The 12,030-nt window shown below is 64.3% G+C and carries 10 protein-coding genes; 3 read left to right on the forward strand and 7 right to left on the reverse strand.

The window, feature by feature from the left end:
* Window positions 1-3: 3 nt before the first annotated feature.
* The 3 genes from X741_RS164490 to X741_RS164480 are packed head-to-tail and all read right to left on the reverse strand — an operon-like array spanning window position 4 to window position 2,658.
* The gene (locus X741_RS164490) at window positions 4-1,098 is read right to left on the reverse strand and encodes a carnitine 3-dehydrogenase (protein ID WP_023775988.1); all 1,095 of its coding nucleotides are present in this window, start codon (window positions 1,096-1,098) and stop codon (window positions 4-6) included.
* Window positions 1,095-1,724 (reverse strand): HD domain-containing protein, encoded by a 630-nt coding sequence (locus tag X741_RS164485; protein WP_023775989.1) that lies wholly within the window; start codon window positions 1,722-1,724, stop codon window positions 1,095-1,097. The genes X741_RS164490 and X741_RS164485 overlap by 4 nt, the downstream gene beginning before the upstream one ends.
* Before the next feature lie 16 nt (window positions 1,725-1,740).
* Window positions 1,741-2,658 (reverse strand): 3-keto-5-aminohexanoate cleavage protein, encoded by a 918-nt coding sequence (locus tag X741_RS164480; RefSeq protein ID WP_023775990.1) that lies wholly within the window; start codon window positions 2,656-2,658, stop codon window positions 1,741-1,743.
* A 77-nt stretch (window positions 2,659-2,735) separates the two neighbouring features.
* Here X741_RS164480 and X741_RS164475 point away from each other — a divergent pair, with 77 nt between their 5' ends.
* The gene (locus X741_RS164475) at window positions 2,736-3,716 is read left to right on the forward strand and encodes a GlxA family transcriptional regulator (RefSeq protein ID WP_023775991.1); all 981 of its coding nucleotides are present in this window, start codon (window positions 2,736-2,738) and stop codon (window positions 3,714-3,716) included.
* 16 nt (window positions 3,717-3,732) lie between these two features.
* On the opposite strand, the gene X741_RS164470 is transcribed toward X741_RS164475, so the two are convergent.
* Together X741_RS164470 and xylA are read right to left on the reverse strand one after the other, a co-directional pair.
* Window positions 3,733-3,936, reverse strand: coding sequence for a hypothetical protein (locus X741_RS164470; RefSeq protein WP_013891685.1), 204 nt, complete (start codon window positions 3,934-3,936; stop codon window positions 3,733-3,735).
* A gap of 203 nt (window positions 3,937-4,139) precedes the next feature.
* On the reverse strand, window positions 4,140-5,465 hold the full coding sequence (gene xylA / locus X741_RS164465) for a xylose isomerase (protein ID WP_023775992.1): 1,326 nt from the start codon (window positions 5,463-5,465) through the stop codon (window positions 4,140-4,142).
* Between the two features lie 124 nt (window positions 5,466-5,589).
* Between xylA and X741_RS164460 the strand changes: the two genes are divergently transcribed.
* Window positions 5,590-5,952 carry a nuclear transport factor 2 family protein gene (locus tag X741_RS164460; RefSeq protein WP_023775993.1) on the forward strand — a complete coding sequence of 121 codons (363 nt, stop codon included), beginning with the start codon at window positions 5,590-5,592 and terminating at the stop codon, window positions 5,950-5,952.
* 197 nt (window positions 5,953-6,149) lie between these two features.
* Here X741_RS164460 and xylB read toward each other — a convergent pair whose 3' ends face one another.
* Window positions 6,150-7,604: a xylulokinase gene (gene xylB / locus X741_RS164455; RefSeq protein ID WP_023775994.1), complete on the reverse strand. Its 1,455-nt coding sequence runs from the start codon at window positions 7,602-7,604 to the stop codon at window positions 6,150-6,152.
* 81 nt (window positions 7,605-7,685) lie between these two features.
* Complete coding sequence (locus X741_RS164450; RefSeq protein WP_023775995.1) at window positions 7,686-9,008, reverse strand: tetratricopeptide repeat protein; 1,323 nt, start codon at window positions 9,006-9,008, stop codon at window positions 7,686-7,688.
* A gap of 225 nt (window positions 9,009-9,233) precedes the next feature.
* On the opposite strand from X741_RS164450, the gene X741_RS164445 reads away from it, so the two are divergent.
* Window positions 9,234-12,023: an autotransporter outer membrane beta-barrel domain-containing protein gene (locus tag X741_RS164445; RefSeq protein WP_023775996.1), complete on the forward strand. Its 2,790-nt coding sequence runs from the start codon at window positions 9,234-9,236 to the stop codon at window positions 12,021-12,023.
* Window positions 12,024-12,030: the final 7 nt, after the last annotated feature.

Below are 12,030 nucleotides of genomic sequence, written 5' to 3' on the forward strand. Positions count from 1 at the left end.
GTCTTAGCCCTTCTTCTTTTTCTTCGGCTTTTCGGCTTTCTTCACCGGCTTGCCGGCCTTGGCCTTCTCGGCTGCCTTGGAGGCCGCCGGCTTCTTCGCCGCCAGCTTGGCCAGCTGCCTGGTATAGTCCTTGTGCAGGGCGCCGGCGCCCCAGCCCTTGCCCTTGTTCTGCTTCGACAGCGCATCCATGATCGCGACCAGATTGTCGTCGCGGATCTTTTCCAACTCGCGGATCGACAGGCCGTGAGCCTGGTCGTCCGACTGGGTGGCGATCAGGTCGACCAGTTCGTCGTTGAACTCCGGCACGTCCATCAGCTTGGTCCACGGCCATTTCAGGCAAGGCCCGAACTGCGCCATGAAGTGACGCATGCCGGCCTCGCCGCCGGCGACGCGATAGACCTGGAACATGCCCATCTGCGCCCAGCGCAGGCCGAAGCCATAGCGCATGATGTCGTCGAGTTCCTCGACGGTGCAGATGCCGTCCTTGATCAGCCACAGCGCCTCGCGCCATGCCGCTTCGAGCAGGCGGTCGCCGACGAAGGCCTCTATCTCCTTGCGGATGACGACAGGCTTCATGCCGATCGAGGCATAGATCTCCCTGGCGACCTCGATCGCCTCGGGAAAGGTCTGCTCGCCGCCGACGATCTCGACCAGCGGCAGCAGATAGACCGGGTTGAACGGATGGCCGACGACCAGCCGCTCCGGATGCTTCTTCATCGCCACCTGCATGTCGGTCGGCTTGATGCCGGAGGTGGAAGAGCCGACGATGGCGTTGGCCGGCGCATGGGTGTCGATCTCGGCCAGCACACGGTGCTTGAGGTCGAGCCGTTCCGGCACGCTTTCCTGGATGAAATCGGCATCGGCCACGGCTTCGGCGATGGTCTTGGCGAAAGTCAGCTTGCCCTCCTTGGGCAGGCCGCCGGGAACCATCTGCTTGTAGGCGCGCCGCGCGCCTTTCATCACTTCCGAAACCTTGCGCGAGGCCTCGGGATCCGGATCGAAGATCGACACGTCGATGCCGTTCAAGAGCAGGCGCGCCACCCAGCCGGCGCCGATGACACCGCCGCCGATGGCGGCTGCCTTGTTGACGATGCTCATGCGGATGCTCCGGTTCTTGTCTTGGCTGTTGTGGGATCGACGAGGGGCACGCGCTCGCCGGCGCGAATGACCGAGGGGTCGTAGGCCTTGCGGGCAAAGACCTCGAGCACGAAGGGCCGGAAAAACTCGATCGGCAGCGTGTCGTAGTCGGGGTCGAAGCTCGACTGGTCCCAGCGTTCGCAAAACTGGTCGCAATCGTCGAAATAGGCGTGGCCGGCGAAGCGGTCGCGGGCATGGCGATTGCCGCCGAGATGATGGGCGTAATAGAGGCGCTGGAAATCGCCGTGCTTTTCCACCACCCAGGTGCATTGCTCGCGCACGAAGGGCTTCAGGATCGAAGCGGCATACTCATCGTGATTATAGGGCGCGTAGATGTCGCCGATGTCGTGCAGCACCGCGCAGGCGATCCAGTCGGTGTCGGCGCCGTCACGCCAGGCGCGCGTCGCCGCCTGCAGCGAATGGCCGAGCCGCGTGATCTTGTAGCCGGAGAGGCCCTCGTCGAGCTGCACCAGCGCGTCGAGCAAACGCTCGCCGGTCTTGGCGGCGTAGTCGACTTCATGCGCGGTCAGGAACTCGTAGTCGTCCCTGTCGCCATCCTTCATCGCGGTGAATTTGACGGTTGTCATCGTCGACTCCCTCAAATCACGCGGCGATCGGCGCCCGCTTGGTCAGGTTCAGCTTCTTGCGCACTTCTTCCGGTCCGATGATCCTGGCGCCGAGATTGGTGACGATGCTGGCAGCGCGCTCGACCAGTTGCGCGTTGGTGGCCAGCACGCCCTTGTCGAGCCAGAGATTGTCTTCCAGCCCGACGCGGACATTGCCGCCGGCCAGCACCGCCGCGGCGGCATAGGCCATCTGGTTGCGGCCGATGGCGAAGGCCGACCAGTTCCAGGTCGAGGGCACGTTGTTGACCATGGCCATGAAGGTGTTGAGGTCGTCAGGCGCGCCCCACGGCACGCCCATGCAGAGCTGCACCAGCGCATCGGGATTGAGCACCTTCTCCTCGACCAGCTGCTTGGCGAACCAGAGATGGCCGGTGTCGAAGGCCTCGATCTCCGGCTTGACGCCGAGCGCCGTCATCATGCCGCCCATGGCGCGCAGCATGCCGGGCGTGTTGGTCATGACGTAGTCTGCCTCGGCGAAGTTCATGGTGCCGCAATCCAGCGTGCAGATTTCCGGCAGGCACTGGCGCACATGCTCCATGCGGTTGGTGGCGCCGCCCATGTCGGTGCCCTTTTCGTTGAGCGGCAGCGGGGCTTCGGGCGAGCCGAAGACCATGTCGCCACCCATGCCGGCTGTGAGATTGAGCACGACATCGACATTGGCTTCGCGGATGCGCTCGGTGACTTCGCGGTAGAGATGCACGTCGCGCCTGGGCTTGCCGGTTTCGGGGTCGCGGACATGGCAGTGGACGATCGCGGCACCGGCCTTGGCCGCGTCGATGGCCGAATCGGCGATCTGCTTGGGCGAGCGCGGCACATGCGGGCTGCGATCCTGCGACCCGCCGGATCCGGTCACGGCACAGGTAATGAAGACCTCACGGTTCATCGCGAGCGGCATGGAACTCTCCTCCCATAGAAACAGATTTCAACAATGACTGACTTGCCGGAAACTGTTTTGCGTTTTACGAAGCTTCCATGATCAAAAGCGAAAAACCGACTATCTTTCGCGCCGAGCGCTCGCCGCTCAAGGTGACGCTGCTGGTGTTTTCCGGCTCGTCGATCATGTGCGTGGCCTCGGCCGTCGATCCGCTGCGCGCCGCCAATCGCATCTCCGGCGAGACCTTGTTCGGTTTCAAGCTGGTCTCGGTGACCGGCGAGGCTCCGGTCACCACATGCGGGCTGCCGGTGGCGGTCAGCGGGCGCTTCGACGCGGCCGAGCCAACCGACGTTCTCGTCGTCGTCGCCGGTTTCGGCACCCAGAATTATGCCACGACAGCGCTGCTGTCAGGGCTGCGGCGAGCGGCTCGCGCGGCCCGCGCATGCGGCGGCGTCGAGGCCGGCACCTGGCTGGTCGCCCGCGCCGGCCTGCTGGAGGGGCGCAGCGCCACCACTCACTGGGAAGACATGGAGGATTTCTCGTCGGCCTTTCCCGGCGTCGATGTCCGCCCGGATCGCTATGTCATCGACGGGCCGGTGTTCACCTCAGGCGGCGCCTCGCCGACCTTCGACCTGATGTTGCATTTGATTCGCACGCGGCTCGGCATGGCCGTGGCGCTCGATGTCGCCAGCGTCTTCATCTACGACCAGGCCCGTGCCGCGACCGACGCACAGCCATTGGTCTCGCTCGGCCGGCTCGACGGCTACGATCCGCGCCTGGCGCAGGCCATCCGGCTGATGGAATCGCATGTCGACCAGCCGCTGACCATAGAGGCCATAGCCAAGCGTGCCGGGGTGACGGCGCGCACCTTGGAAAGCATTTTTCGGAGATCGATCGGGGAGACCCCGGGCGCCTACTATCTCAGGCTGCGGCTGGGCGCGGCGCGCCGGCTGGTGGTCGACACGCGGGTGGCCATGGCGGATATTGCCGGGCGCACAGGGTTCTCGTCCGCCGCGGCATTTTCCAGAGCGTTTTCAAGAGCTTTCGGCGAAGCACCGGTCAGGCTGCGCCGAGGATAGTTTTAGTTCGGGGAGATTATGCGGCGTTCTGACGATCGCCGCCAGCGTCGATCTGCGAGCGCATCTGTCTCGCCAGCCGGACTTCAAAACGGTTGCTGACGGCGCGATCCCATTGGTTTTTCACGTCGTCGGTCGGCCTCGGCAGCGCCATCAGCCGGTCGATGATCGATCCGGTCTCGCCGGATGCCAGTAGGGCGTCGATTTCGCGTTCGTGCTGCATATCGGTTCGCCTCCTTCCTTTTCACCCGCCACAGGTCCCTCTTATACGAGATACGTGACGGCTGTTTGAAGGCAAGAGCGAGGCCATTGAGGGGCGTCTGGGGGCAAAAGCTTGTCGCCGGACGGGCGCTTTGGCGCAGGCTGTTCCAGGGCGGCGGGAGTGTTACCCAGCCGCCCTCGAGCAATACGAATCGGCCTTCCGTCTCAGACGTAACGGTTGACGATATTTTCCAGCAGTTCCTGGCGGCCGGAGCGCGGCTGCGGCTCGATCTTCTTCTTCACCACGCGCTCGGCGATCTCCTCCAGCGTGCGTTTGCCCGACAGCATTGCCTTGGCCTCGGCGCTGTTCCAGCCGGCATAGCGCTCGGCAAGGGGCGCGGACAGTGCCTTATCCTCGACCATGCGGGCGGCGGCCTTCAGGCCGCGTGCGCAGGCATCCATGCCGCCGATATGGCCGATCAGCAGATCCTGCGGATCGAGCGACTGGCGGCGCAGCTTGGCGTCGAAGTTGGTGCCGCCGGTCTTGAAGCCGCCGGCCTGCAGGACCTGATAATAAGCCAGCGCCATTTCCGGCACGTTGTTGGGGAACTGGTCAGTGTCCCAGCCCGACTGGTAGTCGTTGCGGTTCATGTCGATCGAGCCGAAGACGCCGAGCGCGTTGGCCAGCGCCAACTCGTGCTCGAAGGAATGGCCGGCCAGGATCGCATGGCCCTGCTCGATGTTGAGTTTTACTTCCTTCTCCAGGCCGAAGCGCTTGAGGAAGCCGTAAACGGTGGCGACGTCGTAATCGTACTGGTGCTTGGTCGGCTCCTGCGGCTTCGGCTCGATCAGGATGGTGCCCTTGAAGCCGATCTTGTGCTTGTAGTCGACGACGAGGCTGAGGAAACGGCCGGCCTGTTCCTGCTCGCGGGCAAGATCGGTGTTGAGCAGCGTCTCATAGCCTTCGCGGCCGCCCCACAGCACGTAGTTCTCACCCTTCAGCCGCTTGGTGACGTCGATGCAGCTTTTCACCGTCGCCGCCGCATAGGCAAAGACATCCGGATCGGGATTGGTGGCGGCGCCCGACATGAAGCGGCGGTTGGAGAACAGGTTCGCCGTGCCCCACAAGAGCTTGACGCCGGTCTGCTTCATCTTGCCGGCGAAATAATCGGCGATTTCATCCAGGCGCGCGGCGCTCTCGGAGAAATCCTTGCCCTCGGGCCGCACGTCGGCGTCGTGGAAGCAGAAATAAGGTGCGCCGAGCAGCGAGAACATCTCGAAGGCGACGTCGGCTTTCAGTTTCGCCAGTTCCATCGTGTCGACGCCGCCGGCCTTGGGGAACCACGGGCGGTCGAAAGTCTGGCCGCCGAACGGATCGCCGCCCGGCCAGGCGAAGGAATGCCAGTAAGCGACGGCGAAGCGCAGATGGTCTTCCAGCCGCTTGCCCGCCACCACCTCATCGGGGTTGTAGAACCGGTAGGCCAGCGGATTGGTCGAATCCGGTCCCTCGTATTTGATCTTCTGGATGTCGCCGAAAAATCCGCTGCTCATGATTTCTGTCCTCTCTCGAATAGGGCTCGGGTAATTCGCCTTGATTACCTCAGGCGTAATTGGTTTCGGGTCCGCCGTGGTCGAAAAGGCTCATGTCAAAGCCGTCAAGCAAAGGAGACTGACCATGACCGACCTCAACACAATCGCCGAGGGCTACATCACCGCCTGGAACGAAAGCGATGCCAGCCGCCGCGCCGAATTGCTGAAGGCCACCTTCACCGAAGACGTCAGCTATCGCGATCCGATCATGCAGGGCGACGGACACGAAGGCGTCGCGGCCCTGATCGACGGCGTGCAGCAGCGCTTTGCCGGCTTCCGTTTCTCGCTGAAGGGCACGCCGGACGGGTTTGCCGACAAGATCCGCTTCTCCTGGAACCTCGGCCCGGAGGGCACGCCCTCCGTCATCGAAGGCACGGATATCGGCATTATCGAGAACGGACGCCTGAAGAGCGTCACCGGTTTTCTCGACAAGGTGCCGGCGCAGTGAGGGTTTCCGGGTAAGGCAGGTGCGAGGCACCCCCCTCTGCCCTGCCGGGCATCTCCCCCTCAAGGGGGGAGATTGGTTGTCTTTCCCGCCTTCGCTAATTATCAACCTTGCAAGACGAGCAAAGCCGTCAACGCTGCCGATCTCCCCCCTAGAGGGGGAGATGCCCGGCAGGGCAGAGAGGGGCGCCTCGCGCTCACTCACGCGGTCACAGCCCTGATCGCCGGGTAGAGCGCCCGGTAGCGCTGGTAACCATCCGCATACGCGCCGCCAAGTGCTGCATCCGGTTCGATCGTGGCGTCCGTCTTAGGCGCCGTGCACACCGCCAGCGGATCCGCGCCGGTCGCCGCGATCAGGCCGAGCCTGGCGGCGCCGAAGGCGGCCCCGAAATCGCCATCGGCTGGAATATCCACCGGCACCTGCAGCGCCGTGGCAATCGCCTTCATCCAGTAGCGCGAGCGCGAGCCGCCGCCGATCGCGGTCACGCGCGTCAATGTGGTGCCGGCGGTCTTCAACGCTTCCAGGCTGTCGCGGAAGGCAAAGGCGACGCCTTCGAGCACAGCCTGGGTCAGCACCGCGCGGCTCGATTCATGCGCCAGCCCGGTGAAGGAGCCGCGAATGGCGGAATCATTGTGCGGCGTGCGCTCGCCAGAAAGGTAGGGTAGGAACGACACGCCGCTCGGTGCCTTCAACGCATCGCCGAGTTCCGTTGTCAGCTCGCCCGCGCCCTTGCCCGTGATCTCCGACAGCCAGTTGAGCGAATCGGTCGCCGACAGGATGACGCCCATCTGGTGCCAGGTGTTGGGCAGCGCATGGCAGAAGGTGTGGACCGCGCTTGCCGGGTTGGGCAGATAGGACGCGTTGGCGGCAAACAGCACACCCGACGTGCCCAGCGAAACAAAGGCATGGCCGGCACCGACCGTGCCCATGCCGCAGGCCGAAGCCGCATTGTCGCCGGCGCCGCCGGCAATCGGGATGCCGGCCTCGACGCCCCATTTCGACGCTAATTCGGCGCGCAATCCGCCGGCCTTCGCGGTGCCCTCGACAAGGGACGGCATCTGTGTCTCGCCGAGCGAGGTGGCGGCGAGCAGGTCCGCTGACCAGCGGCGCTTGCCGACATCGAGCCAGGCCGTGCCGGCTGCGTCGGACATTTCCGAAATGTGTTCGCCGGTCAGCCAAAGCCGCAGGAAATCCTTCGGCAGCAGCACCTTGGCCACTTTGGCGAAGACCGCGGGCTCGTTGTTCTTCACCCAGGCGAGCTTGGGCGCGGTGAAGCCAGGAAAGACGATGTTGCCGGTGAGTGCGCGGAAACGCGGATCGGCGTCCAGTGCTGCCGCCTCGACATGGCTGCGTGTGTCGTTCCACAAGATGCAGGGGCGCAGAACATGATCGGCCGCATCGAGCAAGGTCGCGCCATGCATCTGGCCCGACAGGCCGATGCCTTTCACCGCCGCGAACTGCCGGGGATGGGAAGCTTTCAGTTCGGCAATCGCCTCTTCGCAGGCGCGTATCCAGTGCGAAGGATCCTGTTCGGACCAGCCGGGATGCGGCCGCGAGACGTCAAGCGAACCATGGCCGGAGCCGATGACGGATTGTCCGGCATCGATCAGCAGCGCCTTGACGCCCGACGTGCCCAGGTCGAGGCCGAGATACATGTTATCCTCCCATGCCATTATTTTTTTCGGATCTCGAAAAAATCTGGCCGAGCCAGTTTTTAAGGCAAGATCCGCTTCGGGTCAATTCTCCGACAAATCGGCCGCGCGTCGCGAAAACAGCACCGACAGCGGACTGTCCGGCCGCGCCGCCGAACGCTCGGCCGTGAGCGCCCGGGCAAGCGCGCCGTCACCGGCTCGCAGGGCGGCTTCGATCAGCGTCAGGTCGATGACGTCGCGCTGTGCGTGGCTGCCGCCGAATCGATGGGCGATCGCCCGGATCGGCCTGATAAAACGTATGGCCTCGGTGTAGTTGCCCTCGCCGAATGCCTTGATCGCCCGCGTCAGCGGATGGCCGACATCGCGGGTGAAAGCCGCATTGTCGTCGCTGCCATGCATGGCCTCACGCTGCGCCTCGAGCAAGCCAAGGGCTGCCGCGTCGAGACCCGCCCCGACAAAGGCCATCATCGCGTGCGCGTCGTTGAAGGCATAGTTGCCGGCGCCGACCTTGGGCCAGTTGGCGGCGAGCGCAGCCCAGCGATCGCCGACATCGACGCCGCCGAGATAAAGCCGCCACAGGATCGCCGACGCATCGACCATGTTTAGCGCCATCGCCGACGGCGTGCCGTAGATCGGCCCGTCATAGAGCGCCAGCACCTCGTCGGTCTCGCCGAGATCGTAATGAAACAGCGCCAGGTGCCACCAATTGTGCACCTGCAGGAAGCTTTCTTTCGTCCACGCCTCGGGATCGGCGCGCATCCAGGCAATGCCATCCCTTTGCCGGCTTTGCATTTCCATGACATGGGCAACCGCGTGCTGCGCCCAGCCGTCGCGCGGCTCGATCTCGACCGCCGCGCGGCCAAGCCTCTCGGCCCTGCCATAGTCGCCCATCTCCTCCAGCCCGAACGCCTGCATGCCGAGGATGGCATGGTAGCCGGGCATGCCGCTTTGCCAGGATGGCAAGGCGCGGGCGATGCGGTCGCGCAGCATGCGGGCATTGCCGGTGAAGAAGTCGACCTGGTGACCGACCTGCAATGCCACGGCGTCGAGCGGGAAATCGATGGCGATGTCCTCGAGAATGCCGGCTGCATCATGCCAGCGCCCGTTGGCGAGGTGACCGAGGGCCAGGACATGCGCCTGCTCGCGCGTTGTCGCGGCAAGCGGCAGGGCCGCCTCGTGGCAGGCCCTGGCCACGGCCGTCGCCTCCTGCTCGGTGGCAAGGCCAAACAGATAGCCCTTGAAGACATGGGCCATGACGAAACCGGGATTTTCCGCGATAGCGCGGTCGACCGAGGCTACGGGATCGCCGATGAAGCACTGCAATTCGCGCACCGCCTGGCTGTAAGGCGTGAGCCCGGCTTCCGTAGCGCCCGAAAATGCCAGGCCGAATCCATCCCTGATCGCCATGCGAAATCCCTCGATCGGACCGTCATGGGGACGCTGCCCCTCGGTCCAAAGCGATCTTAACGCATGGGCCACAGCCGCGCCAACCGGATGTTGCCCATGTCCATTCCAGTAGTTTTTGCAGTTCATCAACCATGCGGTGCAGATTAGGCTTTGTAAAAGCGAACGAATTGTGTCTTCATTGCGGCGCGGCGGCGGGCTTGAAATCGCGATCTGAGAGGGGACGCGATGCGGCATAGTGAAATACAGCTTCCGAACTGTCGTTCGGAGTACCCCAGCGAATCGGTTGCTTTGCAGTGGCAAGGGCAGCAACGAATCAATCCACGGCTTATTAGCTTTCTTGCAACTACAGCACTGACGTTGCTGCCCAATTCCGCGGCCTTCGCGGCATGCGTGCTGGGCCCAACCGCGGGGAATACCGTTTACACCTGCGATAGTGGCGATTCGGGCGGAAGCCTCACCGATACTGACGGCGACAACACGCTGAACTTTCCCGCAGGTGGTACCGGGCAGATCAGCGGGAACGTCACCTTTGGCGTCGGAACGGACCGGATCGACATGCAGTCCGGCACCATCACCGGCACGGTCGATCAGGGTGGCGGCACGGATTTCTTCACCATTGGCGCCGGCACTGTCGCCGGCAATGTGCAGCAGGGCGCCGGCATCGACGACTTCAACATGAGCGACGGCCTGATCGGCTCGCTCAACCAGGGCGACGGGCTGGACACGTTCACCATGACCGGTGGGCGCATCGTGGATTTCTTCGACGACGGCGATCGTGCCGTGATGACCGGCGGGCGCATCGGCCGTGTCAACATGAAGCTCGACCAGAACTATTTCAACATGTCCGGCGGCACCATCGACCGCAACCTCGTCACCGGTTTCGACAAGGACACCATCATCCTGTCGGGCGGCATAATCGGCGGCAACATCAGTGTCAGCGGCGGCGCCGACAGCGTGACGGTTACCGGCGGCACGGTCGGCGGCGATGTGCTGATGAGCGTTGGTTCCGACAATTTCGTCTGGAACGGCGGCGGCATCATCTATGGTTCCGTCGATCTGGGCGGCGACAACGACACCGCCAAGCTCAGCAACCTCACCAATGGCAATCTCGGCGACACCAAGGCGATCACGGGCGGTGCAGGCGCCGACACGCTCAGCTTCGACAACGTCAAGCTGGAGGGGATCGCCAGGGTCCAGAACTGGGAGACGATCAACGCCACCAACGACACCCAATTGATGTTGGACGGCAATCTCGTGCTCGGCGACAGCGGCACGGGCACCGGGTCGCTCAATGTCGATCAGGCAAGCACGCTCTATGGCGGTGGCTTCAACTCGGCGATCCAAGCCTTCACATCCGGCCAGTTGGCCAATGTCGTCAATGCCGGCCGTATCGACCTGACCAACGGCACAACCGGCGCCACCGACCAGCTGACGATATCAGGCAACTATACCGGACTCGGCGGGCTGCTGCTCATCCAGACCGAACTTGGCGATGACACGTCCGCTTCCGACAGGCTGATCCTGTCGGGAGGAACGGCGTCCGGCTCGACCGGCATCGGAGTGATCAATGTCGGCGGCGCAGGCGCCGAGACCACCGCGGACGGCATCATGGTCGTCCAGGCGATCAACGGTGCCACATCCAGCGCCAGTGCCTTTGCCCTCGACGCGCCGGTCGCGGCAGGCGCCTTCGAATATTATCTGTTCAAGGGCGGCGTCAGCGCCGGTAGCGGGGAAAACTGGTATCTGCGCTCGACGCTGATAACGCCGACATCGCCGGCGGCGGCGCCGTCTGCGCTGGAACCCGCGCCAAATCTCCAACCCGAACCGCCCGCGGCCGAGCCTCCACCGCCACCGCCGTCGAATCTGCCACCGGTGCCTGTGCCGACCGAGGGCGACATCAACAACCCGCCGGTCGACCCGACGCCGCCGGTGCAGGCCGCTGACCCGGAACCCGCGCCGCCTCCGCCACCACCACCGGCACCGCCTGCGGATCCACCGCCACCCCCACCTGTTGTGCCTACCGTCGTGCCTGACCTGCCAACCCCGGCACCGGGTGAGCAGATCCTGCTCTATCGCATCGAGGTGCCGGTCTATTCGGCCTTGCCGCCGGTGGCCGAACATCTGGCGATGACGACACTCGGCACCTTCCACGAGCGGCGCGGCGAACAGAGTCTGCTGTCGGACACCGAGATGTCGCCGGTATGGGGCCGCATTTTCGGCCAGGACGCCAAGATGGGCTGGTCGGGAACGGTGTCGCCCTCCTTCGACGGCACGCTGTTCGGGCTTCAGGCAGGCTTCGACGTGTTCGGACGCGAGACCGCTTCAGGTGGAATCGATCGCGCGGGCCTCTTCGTCGCCTATGGCAGCATGCGCGGCGACGTGAGCGGCCAGGCGCTGGGACAAAACGATCTGTCCGTCGGCAAGCTCGACGTCAACGGCACCAGTGTCGGTGGTTACTGGACCCGCATCGGCCAAGGCGGCTGGTACCTGGACGGCGTCCTGATGGCCACGTTCTTCGGTGGCGACGCGACATCGTCGCGCGGCGTCGGCATCGATGTCGACGGCACCGGTGTCACGGCATCGCTGGAAGGCGGCTATCCCATAGCGCTGGGACAGGGCTGGACGCTCGAGCCGCAAGCGCAACTGGTCTGGCAGCATTTGTCGCTGGACGATACCGAGGACCGCTTCTCGTCGGTTTCGTTCGGCACCGACAGCAGCGCCACCGGCCGGCTGGGCGCGAGGCTGCAAGGCGAGACAACGATCAACGGCATGGCCTTGCAGCCCTACCTCAAAGCCAATTTCTGGCACGATTTCGGCGGCACCGACACCGTCAGCTTCGACACCACCGACATCACGACCGAGGGCCGATCGACCTCGTTCGAATTCGGCGGGGGCGTTGTGGCTAAGGTGAACGACAAGGTCAGCATCTTCGCCACCGGCGACTACACCACCAATCTCGGCGGCGACAAGCGCCGCATCCTCGAGGGCAATCTCGGCTTCAGCGTCAAATGGTAACGCCTGT

It is taken from the genome of Mesorhizobium sp. LNHC221B00 (assembly GCF_000502935.1).
GTDB classification, from domain to species: Bacteria; Pseudomonadota; Alphaproteobacteria; order Rhizobiales; family Rhizobiaceae; genus Mesorhizobium; species Mesorhizobium opportunistum.

What these genes read in the sequence shown, in the direction of transcription:
- X741_RS164480 (WP_023775990.1), bottom strand. Translation starts at nt 2,658, where the DNA reads ATGCCGCTCGCGATGAACCGTGAGGTCTTCATTACCTGTGCCGTGACC.
- X741_RS164445 (WP_023775996.1), top strand. Translation starts at nt 9,234, where the DNA reads ATGCGGCATAGTGAAATACAGCTTCCGAACTGTCGTTCGGAGTACCCC.
- X741_RS164470 (WP_013891685.1), bottom strand. Translation starts at nt 3,936, where the DNA reads ATGCAGCACGAACGCGAAATCGACGCCCTACTGGCATCCGGCGAGACC.
- X741_RS164450 (WP_023775995.1), bottom strand. Translation starts at nt 9,008, where the DNA reads ATGGCGATCAGGGATGGATTCGGCCTGGCATTTTCGGGCGCTACGGAA.
- X741_RS164475 (WP_023775991.1), top strand. Translation starts at nt 2,736, where the DNA reads ATGATCAAAAGCGAAAAACCGACTATCTTTCGCGCCGAGCGCTCGCCG.
- X741_RS164460 (WP_023775993.1), top strand. Translation starts at nt 5,590, where the DNA reads ATGACCGACCTCAACACAATCGCCGAGGGCTACATCACCGCCTGGAAC.
- xylA (WP_023775992.1), bottom strand. Translation starts at nt 5,465, where the DNA reads ATGAGCAGCGGATTTTTCGGCGACATCCAGAAGATCAAATACGAGGGA.
- xylB (WP_023775994.1), bottom strand. Translation starts at nt 7,604, where the DNA reads ATGTATCTCGGCCTCGACCTGGGCACGTCGGGCGTCAAGGCGCTGCTG.
- X741_RS164490 (WP_023775988.1), bottom strand. Translation starts at nt 1,098, where the DNA reads ATGAGCATCGTCAACAAGGCAGCCGCCATCGGCGGCGGTGTCATCGGC.
- X741_RS164485 (WP_023775989.1), bottom strand. Translation starts at nt 1,724, where the DNA reads ATGACAACCGTCAAATTCACCGCGATGAAGGATGGCGACAGGGACGAC.